Annotated in this window: 22 protein-coding genes, 1 pseudogene and 2 riboswitches; of the genes and pseudogenes, 5 read left to right on the plus strand and 18 right to left on the minus strand. The window is 42.8% G+C overall.

Translation table 11 applies throughout. The features are described 5' to 3' along the window. Positions 1-50: 50 nt before the first annotated feature. The 13 genes from purF to R0K30_RS10240 form a co-directional block, all read right to left on the minus strand. Positions 51-1,481 (minus strand): amidophosphoribosyltransferase, encoded by a 1,431-nt coding sequence (gene purF, locus R0K30_RS10180; RefSeq protein WP_099727392.1) that lies wholly within the window; start codon positions 1,479-1,481, stop codon positions 51-53. Then, positions 1,457-3,688, minus strand: coding sequence for a phosphoribosylformylglycinamidine synthase subunit PurL (gene purL, locus R0K30_RS10185; RefSeq protein ID WP_230031511.1), 2,232 nt, complete (start codon positions 3,686-3,688; stop codon positions 1,457-1,459). Before purL ends, purF begins: the two co-directional genes overlap by 25 nt. Next, on the minus strand, positions 3,672-4,355 hold the full coding sequence (purQ, locus tag R0K30_RS10190) for a phosphoribosylformylglycinamidine synthase subunit PurQ (RefSeq protein ID WP_410610510.1): 684 nt from the start codon (positions 4,353-4,355) through the stop codon (positions 3,672-3,674). The genes purL and purQ overlap by 17 nt, the downstream gene beginning before the upstream one ends. Next, positions 4,352-4,606, minus strand: a complete 255-nt coding sequence (purS, locus tag R0K30_RS10195) for a phosphoribosylformylglycinamidine synthase subunit PurS (protein ID WP_003214349.1) — start codon at positions 4,604-4,606, stop codon at positions 4,352-4,354. Before purS ends, purQ begins: the two co-directional genes overlap by 4 nt. Beyond that, a complete protein-coding gene (purC, locus tag R0K30_RS10200; RefSeq protein WP_099727395.1) occupies positions 4,599-5,321 on the minus strand; it encodes a phosphoribosylaminoimidazolesuccinocarboxamide synthase in 723 nt (240 codons plus the stop codon). The genes purS and purC overlap by 8 nt, the downstream gene beginning before the upstream one ends. Positions 5,322-5,392: 71 nt before the next feature. Continuing rightward, positions 5,393-6,688, minus strand: a complete 1,296-nt coding sequence (gene purB / locus R0K30_RS10205) for an adenylosuccinate lyase (RefSeq protein ID WP_099727396.1) — start codon at positions 6,686-6,688, stop codon at positions 5,393-5,395. Further along, positions 6,685-7,827 (minus strand): 5-(carboxyamino)imidazole ribonucleotide synthase, encoded by a 1,143-nt coding sequence (gene purK, locus R0K30_RS10210; RefSeq protein WP_410610513.1) that lies wholly within the window; start codon positions 7,825-7,827, stop codon positions 6,685-6,687. The genes purB and purK overlap by 4 nt, the downstream gene beginning before the upstream one ends. Then, positions 7,820-8,308, minus strand: coding sequence for a 5-(carboxyamino)imidazole ribonucleotide mutase (purE, locus tag R0K30_RS10215; protein WP_410610564.1), 489 nt, complete (start codon positions 8,306-8,308; stop codon positions 7,820-7,822). The genes purK and purE overlap by 8 nt, the downstream gene beginning before the upstream one ends. A 169-nt stretch (positions 8,309-8,477) precedes the next feature. Beyond that, a riboswitch (purine riboswitch) is annotated at positions 8,478-8,579 on the minus strand. Positions 8,580-8,658: 79 nt separating this feature from the next. Further along, positions 8,659-8,859: an NETI motif-containing protein gene (locus R0K30_RS10220; protein WP_230031509.1), complete on the minus strand. Its 201-nt coding sequence runs from the start codon at positions 8,857-8,859 to the stop codon at positions 8,659-8,661. Next, on the minus strand, positions 8,856-9,410 hold the full coding sequence (locus tag R0K30_RS10225; RefSeq protein ID WP_034320274.1) for a DUF2179 domain-containing protein: 555 nt from the start codon (positions 9,408-9,410) through the stop codon (positions 8,856-8,858). The genes R0K30_RS10220 and R0K30_RS10225 overlap by 4 nt, the downstream gene beginning before the upstream one ends. A gap of 204 nt (positions 9,411-9,614) precedes the next feature. Further along, positions 9,615-10,409, minus strand: a complete 795-nt coding sequence (locus tag R0K30_RS10230) for a hypothetical protein (RefSeq protein ID WP_410610516.1) — start codon at positions 10,407-10,409, stop codon at positions 9,615-9,617. A gap of 218 nt (positions 10,410-10,627) precedes the next feature. Continuing rightward, positions 10,628-11,953, minus strand: coding sequence for an NCS2 family permease (locus R0K30_RS10235; protein WP_099727435.1), 1,326 nt, complete (start codon positions 11,951-11,953; stop codon positions 10,628-10,630). 144 nt (positions 11,954-12,097) lie between these two features. Next, positions 12,098-12,199, minus strand: a riboswitch (purine riboswitch). 142 nt (positions 12,200-12,341) lie between these two features. Further along, a complete protein-coding gene (locus R0K30_RS10240) occupies positions 12,342-13,211 on the minus strand; it encodes a LysR family transcriptional regulator (RefSeq protein ID WP_410610519.1) in 870 nt (289 codons plus the stop codon). Between the two features lie 101 nt (positions 13,212-13,312). Here R0K30_RS10240 and R0K30_RS10245 point away from each other — a divergent pair, with 101 nt between their 5' ends. The 5 genes and pseudogenes from R0K30_RS10245 (at position 13,313) to R0K30_RS10265 (ending at position 18,421) form a co-directional block, all read left to right on the plus strand. Next, complete coding sequence (locus R0K30_RS10245; protein ID WP_410610521.1) at positions 13,313-14,497, plus strand: MFS transporter; 1,185 nt, start codon at positions 13,313-13,315, stop codon at positions 14,495-14,497. A gap of 83 nt (positions 14,498-14,580) precedes the next feature. After that, positions 14,581-15,125, plus strand: a pseudogene (locus tag R0K30_RS10250) (GNAT family N-acetyltransferase). Between the two features lie 26 nt (positions 15,126-15,151). Next, positions 15,152-15,604, plus strand: a complete 453-nt coding sequence (locus R0K30_RS10255) for a LytTR family DNA-binding domain-containing protein (protein ID WP_410610523.1) — start codon at positions 15,152-15,154, stop codon at positions 15,602-15,604. A gap of 511 nt (positions 15,605-16,115) precedes the next feature. Further along, positions 16,116-16,859: a CPBP family intramembrane glutamic endopeptidase gene (locus tag R0K30_RS10260; RefSeq protein ID WP_410610525.1), complete on the plus strand. Its 744-nt coding sequence runs from the start codon at positions 16,116-16,118 to the stop codon at positions 16,857-16,859. 644 nt (positions 16,860-17,503) lie between these two features. Continuing rightward, the gene (locus tag R0K30_RS10265; RefSeq protein WP_410610527.1) at positions 17,504-18,421 is read left to right on the plus strand and encodes a ferritin family protein; all 918 of its coding nucleotides are present in this window, start codon (positions 17,504-17,506) and stop codon (positions 18,419-18,421) included. A 191-nt stretch (positions 18,422-18,612) separates the two neighbouring features. On the opposite strand, the gene R0K30_RS10270 is transcribed toward R0K30_RS10265, so the two are convergent. The 5 genes from R0K30_RS10270 to R0K30_RS10290 all read right to left on the minus strand — a co-directional run bounded on the left by R0K30_RS10270 (position 18,613) and on the right by R0K30_RS10290 (position 25,871). Next, positions 18,613-19,443, minus strand: a complete 831-nt coding sequence (locus R0K30_RS10270) for a cupin domain-containing protein (protein WP_327925309.1) — start codon at positions 19,441-19,443, stop codon at positions 18,613-18,615. Between the two features lie 348 nt (positions 19,444-19,791). Further along, on the minus strand, positions 19,792-21,333 hold the full coding sequence (gene guaA / locus R0K30_RS10275) for a glutamine-hydrolyzing GMP synthase (protein ID WP_249705239.1): 1,542 nt from the start codon (positions 21,331-21,333) through the stop codon (positions 19,792-19,794). 186 nt (positions 21,334-21,519) lie between these two features. Beyond that, complete coding sequence (locus R0K30_RS10280; RefSeq protein WP_410610530.1) at positions 21,520-23,712, minus strand: transglutaminase TgpA family protein; 2,193 nt, start codon at positions 23,710-23,712, stop codon at positions 21,520-21,522. 9 nt (positions 23,713-23,721) lie between these two features. After that, positions 23,722-24,912 carry a DUF58 domain-containing protein gene (locus tag R0K30_RS10285; RefSeq protein WP_410610532.1) on the minus strand — a complete coding sequence of 397 codons (1,191 nt, stop codon included), beginning with the start codon at positions 24,910-24,912 and terminating at the stop codon, positions 23,722-23,724. Then, positions 24,909-25,871 carry an AAA family ATPase gene (locus tag R0K30_RS10290; protein ID WP_410610534.1) on the minus strand — a complete coding sequence of 321 codons (963 nt, stop codon included), beginning with the start codon at positions 25,869-25,871 and terminating at the stop codon, positions 24,909-24,911. The genes R0K30_RS10285 and R0K30_RS10290 overlap by 4 nt, the downstream gene beginning before the upstream one ends. Positions 25,872-25,890 lie beyond the last annotated feature (19 nt).

Consider the following 25,890-nt stretch of genomic DNA (forward strand, 5'->3'; position numbering starts at 1 on the left):
AATGAAAGAGCAGCATATCAAATCATCTTGACTGCTGCTCCATTATTCGATTATTTCGTCAGGACTGTTTCCTTCACATGCGGAAGGACAGTATCTTCATAAATTTCAGTCGGATATTTTCCAGTAAAACATGCTAAACACTGACCACGCTGCGGATCATCATACGTTCTGCCAATCCCGTCCATTAAACCGTCTACAGATAAAAATGCAATGGAGTCTGCACCGATTTCCTGTCTAATTTCTTCAACTGAATGAGAAGAAGCAATCAGCTCTTCGTGTGTGGACGTATCAATTCCATAAAAACACGGATGAGCGATTGGCGGTGAACTAATGCGGACATGCACTTCCGTTGCACCCGCTTCTCTTAGCATCGTGACAATTCGGCGGCTCGTTGTTCCACGTACGATCGAATCATCCACCATGACAACACGCTTTCCTTCGACCACCCCGCGCACAGCAGACAGCTTCATACGCACGCCCTGCTCACGCAATGCTTGAGACGGCTGAATAAATGTCCGGCCGACATATCGGTTTTTAATTAAACCAAGCTCATACGGAATGCCTGTTGCTTCGGCATATCCAATCGCTGCAGAAATACTAGAATCTGGTACCCCTGTGACAACATCTGCTTCCACATGGGCTTCTTCTGCAAGCTTCTTGCCAAGATTCTTTCTCGCACTATGCACGTTGATGCCATTGATGTTGCTGTCAGGTCTTGAGAAATAAATATATTCCATGCTGCACATGCTGCGGTTAATGTTCATAGAGAAGCGCTCAGATTTTAATCCTTCATCATTAATGATCAGCATTTCGCCAGGCTCCACATCTCGTAAATATGTTGCGCCAACGACATCAAATGCACATGTTTCAGAAGCGACAACATAAGCGTCCCCAAGCATACCAAGTGAAAGTGGACGTAAGCCGTTCGGATCAAGCGCCACAATCATTTCTGTTTCTGTCATAATTAAGAAAGCATAGGCTCCTTTAAGCATAGACAGGGCGTTTTTGATCTGTTCCTTCAATTCAACATACCCGCTGCGCTTAATTAAGTGAGCCAGCACCTCTGTATCAGAGGATGTCTGGAAAATACTCCCTTGATTCTCAAGCTGCTGCTTTAATTGCGTTGCATTCACTAAGTTCCCGTTATGAGCAAGGGCAAGACTGCCGTTATTTTGCGAGCGAAAGAAGAGGGGCTGCACATTTTCAAAGCCGCCTCCGCCTGCTGTCGCATACCGAACGTGTCCGATCGCTCCTCTTCCCTTTAAATCCTTTAGCTCACCGTTTTGAAAGACTTCCGTAATCAGTCCAAGGCCTTTGTGTGACGTCAGGTTTTCACCATCTGTTGCAATGATTCCTGCACCTTCCTGTCCTCGGTGCTGAAGGCTATGCAATCCGTAATATGTGATTTGAGGGGCTTCTTCGTGTCCCCAAACCCCAAAGACACCACACTCTTCGTTTAAGCCTCTGATTTCAGCAAGCATGGGATCGCTCCTTTCCATGCGCATTCAAGCTCGTTGACTGCTGCATGAATCCATTGTTGTCCTTCTTGATTTTTGACCGTAAATACACCATCATTTGTGACCGTTCCGACTTCTTTTGCATCCTTCACAGCCGCAGCAAACGCTTCGCGGTGCTCTGGCTTAACTGTCACAACAAAACGTGACTGCGTCTCACTGAATAATGAGGCTTCGCTGTTTAAATCGATTTGGATATCAGCACCAAGGCCGTCTGTTCCAAACGTACTCTCAGCAAGTGCCACACCAAGTCCGCCTTCAGATACATCATGCGCCGATTGAACAAGTCCGTTTTGAATCGCCGCTAGAAGGGCTTCCTGACGCGTGAGCTCGACATCCAAATCAATTTCAGGTGCTTTTCCGTAGATACGGCCTTCTGTCATCTTTTGAAGCTCACTGCCTGCAAATTCTTCCTTCGTCTCACCAATGACGAAAATCACGTCGCCTGCCTGCTGGAACGATTGAGTCGTAATATGAGCTGTATCTTCAACCAAACCAACCATCCCAATGACAGGTGTTGGGTAAATCGCTGTTCCATTTGATTCGTTATATAAAGAGACGTTACCACCGATCACCGGTGTGCTTAGCGTACGGCATGCTTCGCTAATTCCGTCAGCAGACTTTTCAATTTGCCAAAAAATTTCTGGTTTCTCCGGGTTACCGAAGTTCAGGTTATCTGTTACTGCAAGAGGACGAGCGCCTGAGCAGACAATGTTACGTGCTGCTTCTGCGACTGCGATTTTCCCGCCGACCTCTGGATCAAGGTAGAGATAGCGTGCGTTACAATCTGTTGTCATCGCTAGGGCTTTTTTCGTTCCACGGATTCTTAAAACGCCCGCATCAGAGCCCGGTGCAACGACTGTATTTGTTCGTACCATGTAGTCGTATTGATCGTAAACCCATTCTTTACTTGCAATCGTTGGCTGCTGAAGGAGCTGCTTTAACGTATCTGCTGCATCTGTGATGTCAGGTGCTTCGACTTTTGTTTCTAAGAACTCACGATAGTAAGCAGGCTCACTTGACGGCTTGTGATAAACCGGTGCTTCCTCTGCAAGTGCATCAACAGGAAGTTCACAAACCACTTCACCTTGATGGAGTAAACGAAGCATTTTATCATCTGTCACATGACCGACTGATACAGCTTCAAGATCGTATTTTTCGAAGATATCAATGATTTCTTGTTCGCGGCCTTTTTCAATGACCAAAAGCATTCTCTCTTGAGATTCAGACAGCATCATTTCATATGCCGTCATGCCTGTTTCACGCTGCGGAATGAGGTCTAGGTTCATCTCGATACCCGAACCTGCTTTACTGGCCATTTCCGCACTTGAGCTTGTTAAGCCAGCTGCTCCCATATCTTGAATACCAACGAGCGCATCGTTTTTGATGACTTCAAGGCACGCTTCAAGCAATAGCTTTTCCATGAACGGATCGCCCACTTGAACAGCTGAACGTTTTTCTTCTGATCCATCAGAAAATTCTTCAGAGGCAAATGTTGCACCGTGAATCCCGTCACGTCCCGTTTTGGCACCAACGTACATGACCGTATTGCCAACACCTTTGGCCTGGCCTTTTTTGATGTCCTCATGATTGATTAACCCAACGCACATGGCGTTAACGAGCGGGTTGCCTTCATAGCTTTGATCAAAATGAACCTCTCCGCCGACTGTTGGAATACCGATACAGTTTCCATAGCCTGCGATCCCTGCCACTACTTCTTCAAACAAGTACTTCACGCGCGGTGAAGTCAGTTCACCAAAACGAAGAGAGTTTAATACAGCAATTGGACGCGCACCCATAGAGAATACATCACGGATAATCCCGCCGACACCTGTTGCCGCTCCTTGATACGGTTCAATCGCAGATGGATGGTTATGTGATTCGATTTTAAATACAACCGCTTGGTTGTCTCCAATATCAACGATTCCAGCGCCTTCCCCAGGGCCTTGAAGAACATGCTCTCCTTTTGTCGGGAATTTGCTTAAAACAGGCTTCGAGTTTTTATAACTGCAATGCTCTGACCACATCACAGAAAAAATACCCGTTTCTGTGTAGTTTGGCAGCCTGCCAATAATGGATTCGATTAAAGCGAATTCTTCATCACTCAATCCCATTTGCTGATACAATTTCTCTTCTTTAATTTGCTTGTGACTTGGTTCAAGCAGTAGTGACATGAGTGTCCCTCCAATTTTTCACGATAGATTGAAACAATTTAAGTCCGTCTGCGCTGCCTAGTAATGAATCAACTGCGCGCTCAGGGTGCGGCATCATGCCGAGTACATTGCCCTCTTCATTCGTTACACCTGCAATTCGATTGACACTGCCGTTAATATCGTCTCCGTAAGTGAAAGCGATTTGGCCTCGTTCAGTGAGCTTCGCTAAAGTGTCTTCATCACAGTAGAAGTTGCCTTCACCGTGTGCTACAGGAATCGTAATGGATTCGCCTTTTTGATAGCCGCTTGTAAATTGCGTTTCGTTGTTCTCTATAATGAGTTCAACTGGACGACAGATAAATTTCAAGTCTTTATTTCGTCTCATCGCACCTGGAAGAATGCCAAGCTCCTGAAGAATTTGGAACCCGTTACAAACACCAAGAACAGGCTTTCCTTCCGCAGCTGCTTTTTTCACCGCCGGCATGATGTTTGAGAAGCGAGCAATCGCACCACATCTTAAGTAATCCCCATAAGAGAAACCGCCTGGTACGAGTACACCGTCAAATCGGTCAAGACTCGTTTCGTCGTGCCATACATATTCAACTTGTTCACCTAACTCATCTTGAATCGCATGGTACATATCGATATCACAGTTAGAGCCAGGCAAGACGATCACTGCAAACTTCACTGTGCGACAACCTCCTCCACCTCATAGCGGTAATCTTCAATCACCGTGTTGGCAAGTAATTTTTCACACATTTCTTTTACGACTGTGTCTAAATCACGATCTGATTTTTCAATGACAAGCTCCATGTATTTCCCGATACGGACATCCTTTACTTCCTGATAAGACATGCTGTGCAAAGCGTGCTGCACGGCACTTCCTTGTGGATCAAGAACGCTCTCTTTTAAGCTGACAAAAATTTTCACTTTATACATGTTTATGGCCTCCAAGTCTTTTGAAAATTTCTTCGTATGCATTCGTTAAGCCGCCCAGGTTTCGTCTGAACACGTCTTTATCAAGCTTTTCGTTTGTGTCTTTGTCCCAAAGCCTGCACGTATCAGGTGAAATCTCATCAGCTAGCAAAATACGATTCTCGTGATCTATTCCGAATTCAAGCTTGAAATCAATTAAATTCACATGGCAATCTGAGAAGATTTGCTTTAACTCTTCATTCACTTGTCTTGTGATCTGTTTCATTTCCTCCACCTGCTCAGGTGTCGCTGCATGTAAAATGCGAATATGATCTTCTGTAATGAGCGGATCACCGAGTGCATCATCCTTGTAGTAAAACTCGATCAAAGGTGTGTCCAGTTGCGTTCCCTCTGGAATTCCGAGGCGCTTTGACATACTGCCTGCCACAACGTTTCGTACAACCACTTCAAGTGGTACAATCTGCACCTTTTGAATGAGCTGTTCTGTTTCAGAGAGGCGTTTTACAAAGTGATTGTTGATCCCTTTCTCATGCAGCATTTGAAAGATTAAGCTTGAAATTTCGTTGTTCAGTCTGCCTTTGCCTTCAATTTCAGCTTTCTTTTCGCCGTTAAATGCTGTGGCTGAATCTTTATATTCGACATATAAAATATGCTCGTCATCGGTCTGATAGATTTTTTTCGCTTTGCCTTCGTAGAGAAGTTCTTGTTTCACAGTCATTCAGGTTGGCCTCCTAATTTGAATGTTGCAATTTTCAGGATTGGGCGCCTGCCGAGCAGGCGGCCCATTTCTTATGCAAGACCTAGACGTTCGAAAATCATATCGACATTTTTCAAGTGATAGTTGTAATCGAAGCAATCCGCAATTTGTTCAGGTGTTAAGCGTGATGTGATTTTTTCTTCCGCTTCTACTAATGAACGGAAATGCACTTGCTTTTCCCAAGCTTCCATTGCCTTTGGCTGAACGGTGTCATACGCTTCTTCACGTGCCATGCCTGTATCGATTAACGCAAGAAGAACGCGCTGTGAGTAAATCAAGCCAAGTGTGCGGTCCATGTTACGTTTCATGTTCTCAGGGAAGACCGTCAAGTTTTTCACGATGTTTGAGAAACGATTCAGCATATAGTTCAGTGCAATCGTTGCATCTGGTAAAATGATGCGCTCAGCAGATGAATGAGAAATATCACGCTCATGCCAAAGCGGTACATTTTCATAAGCTGTCAGCATATAACCACGGATGACGCGGGCAATCCCCGTCATGTTTTCAGAGCCGATTGGGTTCCGTTTATGCGGCATAGCCGATGATCCTTTTTGTCCCTTTGCGAAGAACTCTTCTACTTCGCGTGTTTCACTCTTTTGGAGACCACGAATTTCAACAGCAAATTTCTCAATGCTTGTAGCGACTAAAGCAAGAGTTGCCATGTAATCTGCATGACGATCACGCTGCAAGGTTTGGGTAGAAATTGGTGCAGCTTTGATGCCAAGTTTCTCACATACATATTGCTCAACAAACGGGTCGATGTTCGCATATGTGCCAACAGCACCAGAGATTTTGCCGAATTCGATGCCAGCTTTTGCTTGTTTAAAACGTTCTAAGTTACGCTTCATTTCTTCGTACCAAAGAGCAAGCTTCAGACCAAATGTTGTCGGTTCAGCGTGTACACCATGTGTACGGCCCATCATGACGGTATATTTGTGCTCTTTTGCTTTTTCTTTTAGTATGTCAACAAATCTCTCAATGTCCTTGAGCAAGATATCGTTCGCCTGTTTTAATAGATATGAAAGCGCCGTATCCACTACGTCTGTAGAGGTTAACCCGTAATGAACCCACTTTCTTTCTTCTCCTAGAGATTCAGATACAGCACGCGTAAAGGCAACCACGTCGTGGCGCGTGTCTTGTTCAATCTCTAAAATACGTCCAATATCAAAGCTGGCATTCTTGCGCATTGTCACGACGTCTTCTTTCGGAATGATGCCAAGTTCTGCCCAAGCTTCACAAGCAAGAATTTCTACTTCAAGCCATGCATTAAATTTGTTTTCCTCTGTCCAGATTGCTGACATTTCTGGTCGTGCGTAACGTTCGATCATTTCCCGTTTCCTCCATCTCTTTCAGTCCATATCTTTGTGATGTTTGTCATCCATTCATCATCGAGCTTTTTCATAAACGTCATATGCCCCATTTTGCGGCCGGCTTTCACTTCATGCTTACCATATAGATAAAGCTTTGATTCCTTTAAAAGCTCAGGGTGCTCTTTTGGAATGTCCACTTCATCGCCTAATAAGTTCACCATCATGCCCTCTGATAAAAGGGCTGTACCGCCAAGCGGCAAACCACATATCGCGCGAACGTGCTGTTCAAACTGACTCGTCTCACATAAATCGAGTGTATAGTGACCAGAATTATGCGGGCGAGGTGCCAGTTCATTGACGAGCAGCTTTCCTTCGTTTGTCAGGAACAGTTCTACAGCAAGTGTACCGACTAACCCTAGCTTTTCAGCCAGTGTCGTTGCCAGCTCTTTCGCCTTTTCCTCAATGCGGTCATCTACCCTTGCAGGCACAATGCTTTGGAATAAAATATTGTGCTTATGAATGTTCTCAGCGACTGGGAATACCGCAATTTCTCCATGAACAGACCGCGCGACGATGACTGAGAGCTCCATTTGAAATGGGACCCAGCTTTCTAAAATACAAGTTCCGTGAGTGAGGAGTGCAGCAGCTTCATGAAGCTGCCCTTTCTCTTTGATCACGTACTGTCCTTTTCCATCGTAACCGCCCCTGCATGTTTTCAGTACGGCAGGCAATCCAAGCACATCCGCTGCGTTTTCTAGCTCCTTTTCATCATGAACAATGCGATAAGGCGCTACTTCACAGTCTGCGTCTACAATTCCTTTTTTCTCAGTTTCACGGTTTTGAGTTAACAGAAGAAGTTCGCTTCCTTGCGGTAAATACGCCTCTTCCTTCAACTGATTAAGTGCATCATAATCAATATTTTCAAACTCATATGTCACCACATCGCTGATTTCCGCTAGCTGTCGAATCGCTTCAAGGTCACTATATGCGGCTGTGATTTCAGTATCAGCAACCTGTCCACAAGGAGATTGAGTGACAGGGTCTAAGGCAGCTGCCCGGTACCCCATTTGCTTTGCGCTGACGGCCATGTATCTGCCAAGCTGTCCTCCGCCGATAATACCGATAGTTGCGTTCGGAAAAATGGTCTGCTTAGCCAAGCTGATCACTGCTTTCTAGTACAGTCTGTTTTGTTTGTTCTCTTCTTTCTTCAAGACGAGCTGCAATCGTTTCATCAAATGCTGAGATCATTTGTGCGGCTAGCAGGCCTGCATTTGTTGCACCGGCTTTGCCAATAGCCACTGTGGCAACTGGCACACCGCCTGGCATTTGAACGATGGATAATAACGAATCCAGCCCATTTAGTGCTTTTGATTGTACGGGCACACCAATGACCGGCAGTGTCGTTTTCGCTGCGACCATCCCCGGTAAATGTGCTGCGCCTCCAGCACCGGCAATAATGACCTTTAGTCCTTTACTCCTTGCTTCAGTCGCATATTCAAACATCAAATCAGGTGTCCGATGTGCGGATACAACCTGTTTTTCATACGGAATGTCTAATTCCTCTAAGATATCGCACGCATTTTTCATTGTTTCCCAATCAGATGTACTTCCCATGATGACACCTACAAGCGGCTTCATTTTGTCCCCACCTTTAAGCTGATATTCGATTTTGTATCGTTTGACACGCTCCCCAAACCTAAGCAGCTTGTCAAACGCCGAACAAAAAGGCCCGATTTGCATTGCATTGTTAGGAAGCAACACAAACCGGGCCATGGTAAGCGCTGTTCGCTTTTGAAACGCCATGTCAGTTTTGTTCACTATCCTGCATAGTCCAGTCATTTACGGTAACTGGGTAGAAACTTATGGGCCATATTCCCAAGATTATATGAGGCTCGTGTTTTGATTTCATGTTTATCTTAACAACGGATGTTCATGATGTCAACGGATTTATCGAACAATCTATGAAGTCGTCGTTTTAATGTTCGTGTTTAGACTATTTTTCCTTCAAATACGATTTTTTTCCCAATCGGAATGATCTGAATCGACCCATTTTCCTTCTTTTCCTGAAAGATCGGCTCCTCCATTCGACGGACAGGCGAATAGCCTTCCTCTGCCATTTGGGCCAACACTTGGTCGATTGTCATGTTGTCTTCCACGTAGAATTTCTTCTTCTTTGGTTTTGCGGTCATTCTTTAATTCTCCTTTTCTTCACAGCCTTCACCCAGAAGCCGCCGTGAATCGATTTGGGCTCATATGAGATGATAAACGCCTTTGAATCAAGCGTTTTAATCGTTTCATATAATTGCAGTTCATATTTTCTCGGTGTTAAAATTTGCATTGCTGACCGGTCTCCTTCAAGACCGCCTGCTGCCCAGGTTGTGACACCATATCCTTTTTCCCTCAGTTGTCTTGGGAGATCAAGATCCAATTCTTTTGTAATCACGTTCACAGTAATGTAGCCAAGTGCCAGCTTCTCTTCAATTTTCATCCCGACAATGATCCCAATCCCATAACCTAGTGCATACGCAAGAACATTTTGTACTTGGTCTAAGTTATCTAGCACAATGCTTAACCCAATCACATAAATGAGCATCTCAACCGTACCAGCAAAAGCTGCTGCGTACCGTCTGCCTTTCATTGTTAAAATCAATCGCATGGTGGAGAAAGAGACATAGACAATATTAATGACTAAAATGATCAAAACCATGGTGAACGCATTGGATAAAAGTTGTTGAAGCACGATTTGAACCCCCTGCACTAAAAATCAAATAAAGCACCCCATATTCTACTAGAGAACAAACCTTGATACAATCAAATTTGCGCGATAAAAACACATATATCTTTCGACAACAAGGGTGGCCTTTGTTACCAAGAGTTTACCCGTTTTTTCCTCTTCTCAACATGAAAACCTCCTTTTCGAAAAAAGGAGGTTTTCACAAATATTTTATCCAAACCGGACAGGAACAAGTGATGGAATCAAATACTCCCCAACAATGCTCCACAGCAGTGCAATGATGATCAGCTCAACCAATAAAAATGCCCAGCCAGCATACATCAAATCTCCACGTACGGCTTCATGCTCCGATTGAATGGAACGAAAGAGCACTACAGCTATTAACTGGAGACCAAAAAACATCATTACAGATAACATGACGGTCACATATGGAATATTCAGCATGGCAAATACAAGCCAAAGGATGGATAAAAGAAGCACTGGCACAAGCGCTGCCCCAAATTTCATGATCACTTCTTTCAGCGATATGTTCCCTTTCAGCATGTACTTCCCAAGCACCCAAACCGTGAGCATCATCAATGTCAACAGGATGAGTGTAAAGACAGCTACCCTCAAAAAGGCGTCGCCAAAAGAATAATGAATACCAAAGCCTAATAAACGGGTCTTTGACGCCTTTAATTGAACATAGTTACCTAAAGCAAAACACACGCTGAATAACACAATTGAAATCCAGGCGTACTTCATGCGCAGCGTTTCCGCTTGATTGATTGCTCGACTCGGTGATTTCAACATCGCCAGTCCATATGAGCCATAGCGCTTAAACGCGCCGCCTACGCCTTGCAGCATACGCTGAATGAAAGAACGCTCATCATCCGCTGCTGCCTTTGAAGTTCTTCCACGTTTTGCCGCGCTTCTGCTGAGGCGGGATTGTCTTGTTTCTTGATCTATTGATGGCTCTTCATTTTTTAATTCTGATGTACTTTGCTCTTGATCTTTCTCTAACATCTCATATCAACTCCTATCCAGCACAATCCTTACAGGCTCATACGAATGACCTGTTCGGATAACTCCTCTTAAAGTAGCGGAGTCTCTCTGTTCAGTCAAGACGCCTTGACTTTCATATGAATAGACGGATAAAAGGCAGCAGAGGTTTTAAAATGGCAAGAAAATAAGACAAAACAAAAAAACAGCAGCTTCCATGAGCTGCTGTTTTAGGCGAACAATTAATGATTTAAGAACGCAAAGTAAAGAATAAAGATGACAAACAATCCGTACATAATTGGATGCACTTCTTTTGCTTTTCCTTTAAAGATCATTGTAATCGGGTAGAAAATGAAACCAATCGCAATTCCTGTCGCAATGCTGTATGTGAGTGGCATCATAATCATCGTTAAGAAGGCTGGTACAGCAATTTCAAAACGATCCCAGGCAATTTTCGCTAGCGGAGCTACCATCAATGCACCGACAATGATTAAAGCAGGTGCTGTCACATTCGGTGTAACGATTGATAAAAGCGGCGAGAAGAACATCGCAAGCAAGAAAAAAATACCTGTCACGACCGCTGCAAATCCAGAACGAGCACCAGCAGCAACACCTGAGCTGGATTCAACATAAGACGTTGTCGTCGATGTTCCAAGGACAGAACCTACAACAATAGAAGAAGAATCCGCCAGAAGTGCTCTTCCTGCACGCGGCAGCTCATTATTTTTCATTAAACCAGCTTGGGTTGCAACAGCCACAAGCGTACCCGCTGTATCAAAGAACCCAACGAATAAGAACGTTAAAATCACGACAAGCATTTGAACCGAGAAAATGTCTGGCAAATGAATCAAGGCTTGCCCAAAGGTTGGAGACAAACTTGGAATACTTCCCACAATTTGCGTCGGCACTGGTACAAGACCAACAAGCATCCCTGCAATAGCGGTCACAAGCATCCCAATGAAGACACCTGCATTCACTCGAAGAACCATTAAAATAACGGTCACTACGATACCAAACACCGTCAACAGAACAGGACCACTATGAATGTTTCCAATCGAAACGAGTGTATTATCATTATTGGCGATAATGCCAGAGCCCTGCAGACCGACAAACGTAATGAACAAACCAATACCCGCACCAACCGCCAGCTTCAGCTCAGCCGGAATGGCATTGATGATTTTTTCACGGAAACCTGTTAAAGAAAGGGCAACAAAGATCAATCCTGAAACAAACACACCAGAAAGTGCTGCTTCCCATGTGATGCCCATGCCAAGAACAACCGAGAAGGCGAAGAAGGCATTCAATCCCATACCCGGTGCAATCGCGATCGGATACCTGGCGATCAATCCCATCAGGATACACCCTGCGGCAGAGGCTAATGCCGTAGCTGTAAAGACAGCCCCCTGGTCAATTCGTAATTTATCTGGAAAATCCGGTACTGCCACTAAAGCAAGTGTGACCGGATTGACAAACAAGATGTAAGCCATCGACAAAAATGTCGTTAAACCGCCGATGATCTCTCTGCGATAATTCGTTCCTAACTCATCAAACTGAAAAAACTGTTTCAAAGCCAACTGACTCCCTTCATGTCCTTTTGCTTTAGTCTGTCCCATTCACAAGTCAAATAAAAAACGCCCCAACAGTTTGGGACGCTTGACTACAATTGTGAATTCAGACCGTGACATCAAACAAGAACAATGCATGATTTATATCAAACGAGTGTGAATTGACGTAGTCAAGCCATTTACGGTAGCTTGGTAGAAACTTGCGGGCCATATCCCCGCGATTATACGACTTCTATCTATTTGATTTCTGTGTCTATTGTACCAACTTCATTTTTAAAACACAATACGAAAAGCGAACAATTTTCAAAAAAATGTCCGCTTCATTCGTCTTATTACACGAAATTGGAAAATCGCATCTAGTTCTTTATACACCCTTCTCTGAATTCCTCTCCTATGCAAAAACCGCATCGGCTACATGGAAAAACTCTTTCACCGCAGGAGAAGCATGAGAGAGAGATGGACAGGCGAGCGCCACCTCACGATGATGCGACACATTCAGCTGACTAATCTGCACATGCTGCTGCGTTTTCAAAAATAGCTCGGGGCCTATCGTGACACCGAGTCCTTCCCCGACCATACGGGCAATGGTCGTACAATCATGCACCTCAAATAAAGTAGCTGGCTTGATTTGAGCCTCTGAAAAAATATCCTCTACATGCGATTGATACATACCGGTCGGCATAATAAACGCTTCATCCGCTAAATCTGTTATTTTTACAATGGGCTGCTGTTGAAATCGATGATTGGAGTGATAGGCGACCACCATCTCATCTTTGATGAGTGGCAGCAAATCAAAGGCATCATCCGCATTGCCTTTCACAACAAATCCAACATCAATGATGCCAGAATCCAGCCACTCCAATATTTCTTCATACGTCCCTTCATAAAACTTGAATTCAATCTTCGGATGCTTTTTCTGATAGCTCACAAGCAATTTCGGTAATAAACAAGCCGATGCACTGGCAAATGTCCCGATACGAATCAAGCCCGTTTCAATATTTTTCGTTAACGCAATTTCTTGCTGGATCTTCTCCACTCTATTTAACACTTCTCTTATATGCGGGAGAAGCGTTTGACCAATGTCCGTCAGCATAATTCCTTTTTTTCTGTCACGAATGAATAAAGAAACACCCCACTCCGCTTCTAAACTTGCCACAGCATGACTCACTGCGGACTGCGTCATATTTAATGCTTCAGCAGTGGCTGTAAAACTTCCTAGCTCAACCACTTTCGCAATAATGTCAAAACGAACAAAGCTCATGAGTATTTACTCATCTCCTTCATGAAAAACATCAATTTTACTTATGTTAGCACGGAATTTAAACTGAATACAACGTATCAAAATGAAGGAAGGGTTCAAAAATGAAAAACACATCTCACCAGTTATTGATTATTCTTTTAGCTGTCGGTTCATTTGTCACAGGCACTTCAGAATTCGTCGTGTCAGGTATTCTAGATATAATTGCTGCTGATTTACACATCTCCATTCCTTCTGCCGGGCAGCTTATCACCGTTTACTCTCTCTTTTATGCAGTAGGCGCTCTCTTTTTAGTCATGGCAACGTCAAAATTGAACCGAAAAAAGGTTCTGTTATCGGCTATTTTTGTGTTTATTTTAGGCAATGTGGTCGCCTTTTTTAGCCATCACTTTGTGCTGCTCCTGCTATCTCGGATCATCATGGCCATGAGTGGCGGCTTATATATTGTGGTCGCCACAAATTATGCAGCACAGATCGCCCCTCCAGAAAAAAAGGGAAGTGCGATGGCAACGGTCATTACTGGGTTTACAGTGTCACTTGTACTTGGTGTCCCTATTGGCACATTTCTATCGGGGCATGTGGATTGGCACTATATTTTTCTCATCATTGCACTAGGTACTGCTTGTCTTTTATTACTGCTTTATCAATTACTGCCACGCATGGAGGGACATTCACATCTGCCATTGAAGCAGCAATTACACATCCTTCAAGACCGCAGGGTGATCAGCGGCTTAGCCACAACCGCCTTTTGGATCTTAGGCTACACGATGGTATTCGCTTATATCTCCCCATTACTACGACAGACCGCCGGCTTTTCTCTTGAAATGACAAGTATCGCCTTACTCATTTTAGGAATAGCTGCTTTTATTGGCTCACGATTTGGCGGCTTCGCCGTTGATCAATGGGGGCCAAACCGAACCATCTCGATCAGCATCATGATCCAGATGTTCGCTCTCTTTACATTATTCTTTACGCAATTCTCCGCTATCGGTGTCTTAATCACGCTTGCCATATGGGGCATTGCTACATGGACGACAACCCCAGCGAAGCAGTTTTACCTAATCTCTCTTAAACCCCAAGCATCAGAAACCGTGCTGAGCTTTAATACAGCGATTATGAATATCGGCATGATGCTTGGATCGTCAATGGGCGGCGTGATCATCCAATATACAAAGATCACATATTTGAGCTGGATTGGCGGTATAGCGAGCCTTGTTGCGTTGATGTTGATTTGTTATTCGTTCTATTTACACCAACGCCTCCAACGAAAGACACAGGAAAACCAATAGAACACATTTCAATTTTTGGTATGATGGAAGAAACTTATTAAAGGAATGTTCAGAACAAAACACATCGCATGGAGGCTAAACGAATGAACAAAATCACCTTTCCACCATCATTTCCAACGATACATACCGAAAGACTAATCTTAAAACAAGCAACGATCGCAGATGCTGAGGATATGCACATCTACTTATCAAATGAAACCGTGTGCCGCTATATGGGAATCATTGCTCATGAATCACTTGAAGACACAAAAGGAGAAATCAAGTGGTATGACAATATCTTCAAAGAACAAACAGGCATCCGGTGGGGCATTTCTTTAAAAGAAAACCCAGCCATCATTGGCAGCTGCGGCTTTCTCAATCTAGAAAAACAGCACCGCCGTACGGAAATTGGCTATGAATTAGAAAAGGCATTATGAAGGAAGCGATTGCTGCGGTGTTACGATATGGATTTCAGGAGATGAATCTGAATCGAATTGAAGCCATTATCGATCCAGCAAATACGTCCTCTGTTCAATTACTGGAGAGCTTTAATTTTGTAAGAGAAGGTTTATTAAGAGAGTATGATCTTGGTCAAAATGGATTCGATGATGTGTATATGTATTCGATTTTGAAGAGAGATTACGAATAAAACCCTAATGGACAGAGGAGAAACAAATGAAAACGGATATTCATTTCATTAAAAAACCGCAATCAGAATATGTTTCTTTTCACATTTATGAGCTAAACCCGTCTATTGAAAAGCTTGTCCAGCAAGTGGAGCAATCAGCGCCTTTCTTCCTAGCACAAGACCCCGCGAAAGAAAGAGTGGAAAAGGTCTATTATCATGACATTTTATATATAGAAAGTGTCGATAAAAGATCGTTCTTGTATACAACAAATGGGGAGTTTCTCATAAAGGAAAAGTTATTTGAACTAGAAGAACAGCTTGAAGCACATGATTATGTGCGGATTTCTAAATCAATGATTGTTAATATTGATCAGATCGCCGCTATTTCCCCTAAAACGAGTGGGCGTTTTGAAGCGAGGCTTACAAATGAAGAAAAGGTGATGATTTCACGCTTTTATATTCAAACATTAAAAGAGAAGCTTGGTTTACGGAGGAAGTGAACAAGATGAGACGTTACATGACAAACCTTTTGATCACATTTTGTATGATCTTTACAGCCCTGGTGTTGATTTACTGTTTCACGTTTGGAACGATGACCGTCTATATTTTACAAGCAATCATTTGCAGTTCCTTTTTTTCAAGCGCACTTACCTTTTTGTTGTACCCAAAACAAATGTACAGCCATAAACGGATTCTTTTTCAACAAACCTTATATATCGTCCTTGTGATGTGTATGACAATGATAACTATCATCATCATCAGCGGTGAAATCAGTCTCCTTTCGTTCATTGTGAATTTCCTTGTCGTTATGGCTTTATTCTTTTTGATCAAGTTCCTATTGTATAAAAAAGATCAAGCAACCGCTGCGGAAATTAATGAGATGTTACAGCAAAGAAAGAACCTAACATCATCATAATGTGCATCTTAGGGTCAAAAATTTACATGTTAGGGAGATTTGTTTGAAGCTCCTCATTGATTCCACTACTCTGACATTAGAGGAGGAATCAATCAGTGAAACCCATTACACTCATTCGAAAAGTCATTTTTTTACTGCTGTTTTCTTTAATCATCCCAACGAGTGCAGGTGTCTACATATCCATTAAAGAAGTAACCAATCCAATGAACATCTATATCATCAATGGCTGTGCCATGCTGGCTGGCTGTCTTTTTCTTCTATTGATCATTCAAAAAAGCCGCTTTCACTTTAAAGAAATAGGATTTCGAAAAGGGTCTCTCAGTATGTGGGTATTTCCCATCTTTTTCATAGAGGCCATCCCGTTTATCGCTGGATTAAACAAAGATCTATCCCTTTCTTCCTTTATGGCACTTTGTTTCTTCATGGTGTGTGTCGGTGTTTTTGAAGAAGGTATTTATCGGGGCATCCTGTTCCAATATTTAAAACGAATCAATCTGAGCATCGCCATGTGGGGCTCTGCCCTATTATTCGGCCTCGGCCATTCTGCTAATCTACTAAGCGGAAAAAGCATCACCTTAACAGTGGCACAAATCCTATTCGCCTTTTTATTTGGATTCGTTGCAGCCGAAATCGTAGCGCTCACTGGTAGCCTGCAATGGGTCATCCTATGGCACGCGGTTCATAATATCGTGGATCAAATAACAAATGGCTCTACACCTATAGCGTTGCAATTGCTATTACTATCGATTCAATGTGTCACCTTGCTTATTCTTGCGGTGATATTGTGGAGATTTATATTTATCAATTACTTTGAGGGACAGAAAGTGATCCAACTGTAGAATCAAAGCTTATTTAGACCGTTATAATTTGCTCCGCGGAGAACCAATGAATTCGTTTATAACGACTTTCAATCAAAAAATTAACTTCTAATGTTCATATCAAAGATGAGTTTAAAAAATTCGCTACTCTCACCCACTGCATTGGAAATTTCACCGTATTACCACATTGGATGAATTCGGGTCGTTATTTGTTTTCTCAAGATTATTGGGATGTTACGATGCATTCACTATTTGAATTCTTTAAACCATTAGGATGTTGGAAAAAGTTCGTCTAAATATATTTCCTTCAACCTTAAGTGAACAACGATGAAGAATAGACAGTGAATGAATTTTATAAAATTCAGGACTATGAGTGGGATACGTATTTTGATGAAGAGTAGCTTGGCTGAATGGCCGAGATATTTTTATTTAAAGTATCGGAAATTTAAAGAATGCTTGTGTGGATGAGCCTGGTTTCTGTATCCACCAACAAATTAACACGGAACTTCACAGTAGGCTTCATAATATGCTCCAGATTCAATCCAAAACAAAAGTAAGAAACCTCCAATTTCTCTAACTTACTATTCCTCCGATAATTGATCTTGCACACCTACCTATGTATAAGACATAAGATACGTTGACAATTAAACAGAAGGAGGACAATCATGTATTCAAATCAAAACTTCAATCATTATGGTCTTTATGATAATAACTATGATCGTACAACAAATGACACTCAACTTGTAAATGATATTCAGAAAGCAATTAATGCAGAGTATAGTGCTGTTGCTTGTTATGAAAAGTTAGCCAAACAAGCACCTACACAGGATGAAAGAAACAAAATACTTGAGATACAAAAAGATGAAAGGCGCCATCTTGAAGAGTTCAGCAGAATTTATAGAAATCTAACAGGCAGGCAGCCAACTTTTAAAATCAGTGAGGAATGTCCAGATAAGTATAGAGCAGGAATCGAATTTGCCTTTAAAGATGAACAAGAAGCGGTTGATTTTTATTTAGATATCGCAGATAAGGCACATGATGTTACTATTAAAGATAGATTTCGGCGTGCAGCAGCAGATGAACAAAATCACGCTGTATGGTTTTTGTTTTTTTTTCAACATTCAAAGGTAACACACACTAATCGGCAAGTTGAAAATTACGGTGCTAAAGGAGCGTTAAGTGCATCCACATTGTCCGTACCTCAAATGCTGACTTATGCCCTTCAAGACGAATACTTGGCACAAGCAAGATATGACAATATTCTAGGATCTTTTGGATATATTCGTACATTTGCGCAAATAAAAGAAGCCGAAATGAGACATATAAATGCGTTGTTACCTCTATTTGAACGTTATCAAGTTCCTTTACCTGTGGATATATCACAATCATTCGTTTCAACTCCAGAAAACATTAAGGCAGCATACGCTGCTGGCGTTCAAGGGGAAATAGACAATATTTCTATGTATGAAAGATTTTTATCATTTGATATCCCTAACGATATGAGAACAGTTTTTTCACAACTTCGTAACGCCTCTTTGAATCATCTTGCAGCATTTGAAAGAGGTCTCTCAGGAACCTTTTAGGTGAAGGTGTAATGATGTCAATTTACACGAATAATTTTCCAATGTAATCCTTTTTTCATTAGTTTTAAATACAGAAAAAGGAGTATGATTATATTTATGGAATCATACTCCTTTTGTATTGTTAAAAATAGTAGAACCTAAAGGTTAAGTAAATCTTTTATCAAGAGTTTTTTTCTCCTCACTATATGCATTTACTCTAATCCTACATATTTTTTACTTTTCTGAAGAAGTTTGGATTCTCCTGTACGTTCCCATTCTTCTACTGTTTCATATGCATTTTCGGGAGAATACCCTTTTCCTACAAGAACGCCCATTAGAATAAATTCTTGGAGAATGTGTGTAGCATTTATTCCTTTTTTAACATCCTCTAACCCTTCGTTTACCAAAAATTCCGTGTGCTTTATCCATTCATCTGGAGTTCTGCCAAAAATAACTGTATTTTCATTGCCGTGACCGTCACCTTCTTCCGCAGCCACTGCATCTGCCTTTGTTACATGAATAGTACCAAACGGGTGGTTAGGAGGAGCATATATTGAATAAAGTTTAAGCGGAACATTACCTGTATTGGTTACATTGTGCCATGTTCCAGCAGGTATCAGTATTGCAGTATCATCATAGATATTTCTTCTAAAATTTAATTTATCTTTCCTTTTGCCCATTTGAACAATCCCCTGACCTTGTTCAACACGTAAGAATTGGTCAACGTTAGGGTGCATTTCCAACCCGATATCTTCGCCAGCATTGAGACTCATTAAGGTAACTTGCAAATGAGTTCCTGTCCATAAGGCGGTACGGTACGTATTGTTTTTCTTTGTAGCCTCATTGATATTAACGGCAAACGGTTCTGCTCCATAATCTTTTGATAAAATGCTTGCAGCATCACCATTGGAAAAACGAAAAGAACTGTTTGCATGTCCCTCAACAGGAATATTCCAATAAACAGACTGTCTATCATAGTTATTCATTGGTACATGAACATAATAAGGATATTGATATGGATACATATTTGGATAGTAATACATTTTTCTCAATCCCTTCACAGTTTATCAAATTATCCTATGCACTATGTTAGGTGAGTGTACTTAAATGCACCTGCTCCGAACATGGGAAAACACAAAAAGATAAGCCACGATCTTGACTCGCGGCTTATCCTAATGATGATGATCTTTTTCATTTTAAAATCATCTAGTAGTTCTGTAATTTCAGTCATAAAAAAGACCCTCCTTTTTTCACAAATAATGTGAATAAACGAGAGTCTCATTTTGAAAAAAGATTGCTGCGGATGAATAGTACCCTATCAACACACAAACTGTTCAAACCTTTGATACGACTGCTTTCTCAGCACCTTTAATCATTCAATTCTTGGAAGTCTACTCCCACTCGATTGTAGCAGGCGGCTTACTCGTAATATCATACACCACACGGTTAATATGCTTCACTTCATTCACAATACGAGTTGAGATCTTCTCAAGCACATCCCAAGGGATTCTTGCCCAGTCACTTGTCATACCGTCAATAGACGTAACAGCACGGATGCCGATTGTGTAGTCGTATGTTCTTGCGTCACCCATCACACCTACGCTGCGGATGTCTGGAAGAACGGTGAAGTATTGCCAGATGTCGCGCTCTAGGCCGAAGTTCGCAATTTCTTCGCGAAGAATGGCATCAGATTCACGAACGATTTCTAGTTTTTCTTCAGAAATTTCACCTAATACACGGATACCTAGTCCTGGACCTGGGAATGGCTGTCTCCAGACGATGTCGTCAGGAATGCCAAGCTCTGAACCTAGGGCTCGGACTTCATCCTTGAATAGTGTATTCAAAGGCTCAATCAATTCGAACTGCATGTCTTCTGGAAGACCACCTACGTTGTGGTGAGATTTGATTGTTTGTGCCGTTGCTGTTCCGCTCTCAATGATATCTGTGTAAAGTGTTCCTTGTGCTAAGTAGTCAATTCCTTTTAGCTTGTCCGATTCATCATCGAATACATAGATGAATTCGTTACCGATGATTTTACGTTTTTGCTCAGGATCAGATACACCTTTTAGCTTGTTTAAGAAACGATCTTTCGCATCTACTTTAATCACGTTCATGTTGAAACCTTCGCTAAATGTCTTCATAACCCCTTCTGCTTCGCCTTTACGAAGAAGACCGTGGTCAACGAAGATACATGTCAGCTGATCACCGATTGCTTTGTGGATCAATACCGCTACAACAGATGAATCAACACCGCCGCTTAGTGCGCACAATACTTGTTTGTCGCCCACTGTTTCACGGATTTTTTGCATTTCGATTTCAATGAAGTTCTCCATTGACCATTTGCCATCACAATCACACACGCCGAAGACAAAGTTTTTCAATAGGTCGTTGCCGTACTCAGAGTGACGAACCTCTGGATGGAACTGTACGCCATAGAAGTTCTTCTCAGCAAAGCTCATCGCTGAGTTTGGACAATGTGCACTTGTTGCATCCACTGTAAAGCCTTCTGGCACTTCAACGACAAGGTCACCATGGCTCATCCAAACGACTTGGTCATTCGGAAGGTCTTTGAATAAAGCAGGTGTTCCGTTAATGTGGATATCTGCTTTCCCATATTCACGCTGGCTGGCCGCTTCTACTTTCCCGCCTAAATAGTGAGTCATGAGCTGCATGCCGTAGCAAATGCCTAGAACCGGAATGCCTAGATCAAAAATTTTTTCATCACAGCGGAAAGATCCTTCATCATACACACTGTTCGGTCCGCCAGAAAGGATGATTCCTTTAGGCGCCATTTCTTTAATTTCTTCAGCAGTTAAAGTGTGCGGATGAAGCTCACTGTACACACCAAATTCACGAATACGGCGTGTGATCAGCTGATTGTACTGACTGCCGAAATCGAGAACCAAAATCATTTCATTTACTAAATTTGTCATGGTGTCACCTCTATGTCCAATATAGTTTTTATAAACGCACAGAAAAAATGAGAGGAGAAAACCTGCTCTCAGTGTGAAATCACGCTTTTGAAGCGCCCAGACTCACATCCGAACGCTTCAATTTCATGTATTTTAGAAGGTTTTAATATTCACCTATTCTAACAACAGGAAGGTACGCGGTCAAGACTATCTCCTGTTTATTAAATTTTCCCATAACTTTGCGGATTGCCGCCAAAGCGCTGATGCATCTTCTCGTCGATAGAGCGCCCGCTCATAAAGCTGTGTCAGCTCTGACATGTGACGATCTCCATCCTTGCTATCCATCGCAGAAGCGAATTCTCTTAACGTCATGCCTGGCTTCTTCTCGATCCTTCTGCGCTTCAGCTGCTTTAATAGGGCAGCGTACGCATAGAAGAATGCCTCCTCATCTGGCAGACGTTTCACCTTTCGTACAATAAAGAATGGCAGCCATCTTGCCCTGAATCGATAAAGCACCCAGCTGATGAAACCAAGAAGGACGACAGCACCTCCCGCATACCCCAAGATCGAACCAACATGCACCATACTTGGCTTTGTTTGAGCTGTTTGTTCCTTTGGCTCTGCCGGCTGCTCCTTCTCCTGCTGCGGCTGCTGATCTTCGCTTGCATCAGAACTAGGCTGATCTTCTTCTTCCTTTTGATCATCCGTTTGATCGCTAGCAGCGGTTTCATTTGTAAATGTCTCTGGGTTTGTAAACCCTTTTGTCGGTTCAAAGGTCACCCAGCCCCGGTTTGGAAAATAGACCTCTACCCATGAATGCGCATTGTTATTGGTCACTTCATACACATTGTTTCCATCCATCTGTGTTTCATATAACTGACCAGACGTATACCCTTTTACCCATCTCGCCGGAATACCGATCGAACGAAGCATCACAATCATAGAGGTTGAAAAATTATCACAGTAGCCAATCATCGTATCAAATAAAAATTGATCCACATAATCTTCATTCCGTCCAGGCACGGCGACATTTTGCGTTTCATATGAAAACTTCGCAGATCCTAAGTAATCCTCAATCGCTTTTGCCTTGTCATACATATTCTCCTTTGTTTCCGTTAAGCTGTTTGCCAATGTTTTCACACGATCTGGCAATGAGGAAGGGAGCTGCAAGTATTCACGGCCGACCTGTTGATTCACCTGCTTCTTAGTCGGCACTTTGATCCGCTGTAAGTCCTCAAGGATAAATGTAGGTGATAAGAAGCTGACTTGATAGTTCCCTAAATTTTTGGGCGGGTTTTGAATAGACGGTACAATTTTTTCCGTCTTGCCCATCATTTGCAGCGGGATGTTTTCCATTGGCATCAGTGTGATCGTGCCAATTGGATAGACGGCGTGATTAAATCGATAATCCGATTCCATATCGACTCTCGTTTCGTGCTCCTCTGTTTTTACACGATTAGTAAACCAACGATTCGGGACATCATCATTCTTTAGCCGAGTAGGCTTCGTATCATTTGAAGCATCCTCCCAGCCCTTGCCGGTGTAGATGCTTTTTGTTTCGACACGAAAGTAAGACGGCTCCTTCCCGCTCCATTTAAAGACCGGTGTGCGGTCCTCACTAAACGGTCCGCCAAGCGACGAATCATCTGCACTATATCCCACCTTATTCTGCCCAGCAGAACCATCTTGATTCGTCACCGCCTTTAAAAACGGGACAGGATCAGGCCATTTCGGATCTGACTTTGGCAAAGAAGCGCCGAGTGTCGCTGACAGAAGAACAAGCACCAGCATAGGCAAAAACCACTTTAAGCGCGCCTTCTGCGACACCCGAACACCCTCAGTCGAACGCAGTCGATCGAAATACAGCAGCCCAAGCAAACAAAAGCCAAACACCATAATACGAACGATCGCAAAGGTCGCATCATATGGTGTGAACGTATCCAGAATCGTGACATATACAATCGTCATGAGTAAAAAGAAAAAGATACGCTGCTGATAGACCACCCAATAATGAAGCAAGTAGACAAGCAGCCATAGCAAAATATAAAACAATAATGTGCGGAAGGAGGGATACATGTCACTCCACATGCCTGTGCTCATGAAGGTGATATTATCTTTAATATCAGCAAATAATGCAGCCGGATAGCTTGGCTCTGCTTGATAAAAGATCAAATATAAGGCGAGCAAAATCAAGCCCGTACAAATAGGAAACGTCACATACCACTTCAAACGAAAGAATGTAAACAAACATGTAAGCCCTATAAAAATGATGAAATAAGACGTATGACTCGTCTCTGTAAAATCTTGAAGCGGTCGAAGCCACTCCCAAAGCAGCAGAAATGCTACAGCATAATAGATGAACAACTCAAAACGGCTTTGCCGCTGATGCGTATGCAGCATAAATGTTTGTCACCTCACAGTTCTTTCGTGCAGCCGGTCTTCAAATAAAACGGTCGTGCGTATTCCAGATGCCTTAAGCCGGTCTACAAGCTGTTTCTCTTTTGTCGTGAATCGATCCACGGCTCTCTTCACTAAAAGAACAGTGATGTTCTTTCTATTTCGATTTCCAAAGAGACTTGCAGCAAGCTCCTCATGCAGCTGACCCGTAATGACATATTTTCCGTTGTACTGGTACTCACTAGCTGTTAACGGTTTATATTCTAGTGCGCGAGAAGGCTGATGCTGCACTCTTGTTAAATAATAAAGCATGTCCTGCAAATGAAGTTCTCCTTGGTCCACTCGAAATGCATGTTGATCTCCAAAAGGAACGAGACCTGCCGGCACCCCTTTTTTCACAGCCGTTTGGAGAACAGAGGCTGCAATAGACACGACGGTTTCAAAAACGGCTTCATCTGTAAAATCGGCAAACACCACAAGATCCTTTGTCTGATTCTGTTCAAACTCCTTCGTCATCAGCTGACCTCTTCTGGCCGTCGTCTTCCAATCCACCCAAGCAAAACGGTCTCCTTGCTGGTATTCCCGCACGCCTGTTGTCACATTGGTCGGTTCATTTAACCAAGAGTGAACGGCTTTGCCTCCATTTTCATTCACTGAATCAGCAGACTCCACCGGAAGATCTAGCATTTTTGGATAGATAAGGAGCTTTTTCTCTAACGGAAGGATCACTTCTTTTTCAACAAAACCAAACATATCACCCGTTTTGATTCTGACTGCTGTCAAATGGTGCTCCCCCCGCACGATATCATTCAATTGATAAGAAAATCGCCACGTTTTCCGAAACCATGGAAACAGCATTTGCTTCATTTCAATCTGTTCCTGCAAGTGAAAAGTGTACGGCGGATCATCCTCGATAATAACGTAAACGTATGGAAATGGATTCGTCCGCTTGATTTCAAGGTCAACCGAAAGCACATCCCCAGCCTTCAACCGAGTGTGCCGCAATGTCCTTTTGGCTGTCGCGCGAAGCGGAACGACCGCAAACAGCAAAGCATACAAAGTATATGGTAAAAATGCATAAAAAAGGAACCAGCTCACAAAGCCGCCCTGAAACATGGCATAACAAAAGGCTGCCACAGTGAGGATGATGAGCATGATCACCCGTAACCATAATGAAACAGCTAAACGGTCTTGTGACTTCATTGAGTCATCGACTTTTGAACTGGTACGCCAATTTGCTCAAGCAGCTGTCGCAGCAGTGTCTCAGCCTTCTTCCCTTCATACGTCGCTTCTGACGTCAAAATCATTCGATGCGGCCATGTATAAGGCGCTAAATACTGTACATCATCTGGAATCACATAATCCCGCTGATTCAAAAGCGCATAAGCCTGAGCCGCTTTCATGAGTGCAATCGATCCCCTTGGACTAACGCCTAAATAAACAGATGGGTGATGACGCGTCGCTTGGGCGATTTCGACAATATATTCTTTAATAGATGCATCCACATGCACTTTCTGAACTGCTTGCTGCAAAGCATGGATATGCTCCTTCTCCATCACAGCCTGGAGCGTATCGATCGGAGATTGCTTCTCCTGCAAGTTGAGCACTTCTAGCTCCTCCAGCATGGTCGGATACCCCATCTGCAGCTTGAATAAAAACCGGTCCATTTGCGCTTCTGGCAGTGGATAGGTTCCTTCATATTCCACCGGGTTTTGCGTGGCCATGACAAAGAAAGGATCCGCAAGCGGCATCGTTTCTCCGTCCACTGTGACACTGCCCTCTTCCATCGCTTCAAGCAGTGCTGATTGTGTTTTAGGAGAGGTCCGATTGATCTCATCCGCCAAAATAATCTGCCCCATAATCGGTCCTTGCCTGAATTCAAATTCTTTTGTCTTTTTATTATAAATCGACACACCTGTCACATCTGAAGGCAAAAGGTCAGGGGTGAATTGGATTCGCTTGAACTCACAGCCAATTGATTTTGCCAAAGCACGAACCATCATCGTCTTCCCAACGCCAGGCACATCCTCTAATAACACATGCCCCTTCGCCAAAATCGCCACAAGGCTTAATATCGCAATGTCTTTTTTCCCAACCATGACTTTATTGATGTTATCTAAGATTTTTTGTACATCTGAATGCATTGGTTCATCAAATGCCATCCTGATCCTCCTATCACGT

The organism is Bacillus sp. SIMBA_154, assembly GCF_046536015.1.
Lineage (GTDB): Bacteria > Bacillota > Bacilli > Bacillales > Bacillaceae > Bacillus > Bacillus pumilus_P.

What these genes read in the sequence shown, in the direction of transcription:
- purF (WP_099727392.1), bottom strand. Translation starts at nt 1,481, where the DNA reads ATGCTTGCTGAAATCAGAGGCTTAAACGAAGAGTGTGGTGTCTTTGGG.
- purL (WP_230031511.1), bottom strand. Translation starts at nt 3,688, where the DNA reads ATGTCACTACTGCTTGAACCAAGTCACAAGCAAATTAAAGAAGAGAAA.
- purS (WP_003214349.1), bottom strand. Translation starts at nt 4,606, where the DNA reads ATGTATAAAGTGAAAATTTTTGTCAGCTTAAAAGAGAGCGTTCTTGAT.
- purC (WP_099727395.1), bottom strand. Translation starts at nt 5,321, where the DNA reads ATGACTGTGAAACAAGAACTTCTCTACGAAGGCAAAGCGAAAAAAATC.
- purB (WP_099727396.1), bottom strand. Translation starts at nt 6,688, where the DNA reads ATGATCGAACGTTACGCACGACCAGAAATGTCAGCAATCTGGACAGAG.
- purE (WP_410610564.1), bottom strand. Translation starts at nt 8,308, where the DNA reads ATGAAGCCGCTTGTAGGTGTCATCATGGGAAGTACATCTGATTGGGAA.
- R0K30_RS10220 (WP_230031509.1), bottom strand. Translation starts at nt 8,859, where the DNA reads ATGACCGCAAAACCAAAGAAGAAGAAATTCTACGTGGAAGACAACATG.
- R0K30_RS10230 (WP_410610516.1), bottom strand. Translation starts at nt 10,409, where the DNA reads ATGTTAGAGAAAGATCAAGAGCAAAGTACATCAGAATTAAAAAATGAA.
- R0K30_RS10240 (WP_410610519.1), bottom strand. Translation starts at nt 13,211, where the DNA reads ATGAGCTTTGTTCGTTTTGACATTATTGCGAAAGTGGTTGAGCTAGGA.
- R0K30_RS10245 (WP_410610521.1), top strand. Translation starts at nt 13,313, where the DNA reads ATGAAAAACACATCTCACCAGTTATTGATTATTCTTTTAGCTGTCGGT.
- R0K30_RS10255 (WP_410610523.1), top strand. Translation starts at nt 15,152, where the DNA reads ATGAAAACGGATATTCATTTCATTAAAAAACCGCAATCAGAATATGTT.
- R0K30_RS10265 (WP_410610527.1), top strand. Translation starts at nt 17,504, where the DNA reads ATGTATTCAAATCAAAACTTCAATCATTATGGTCTTTATGATAATAAC.
- R0K30_RS10270 (WP_327925309.1), bottom strand. Translation starts at nt 19,443, where the DNA reads ATGTATTACTATCCAAATATGTATCCATATCAATATCCTTATTATGTT.
- guaA (WP_249705239.1), bottom strand. Translation starts at nt 21,333, where the DNA reads ATGACAAATTTAGTAAATGAAATGATTTTGGTTCTCGATTTCGGCAGT.
- R0K30_RS10280 (WP_410610530.1), bottom strand. Translation starts at nt 23,712, where the DNA reads ATGCTGCATACGCATCAGCGGCAAAGCCGTTTTGAGTTGTTCATCTAT.
- R0K30_RS10285 (WP_410610532.1), bottom strand. Translation starts at nt 24,912, where the DNA reads ATGAAGTCACAAGACCGTTTAGCTGTTTCATTATGGTTACGGGTGATC.
- R0K30_RS10290 (WP_410610534.1), bottom strand. Translation starts at nt 25,871, where the DNA reads ATGGCATTTGATGAACCAATGCATTCAGATGTACAAAAAATCTTAGAT.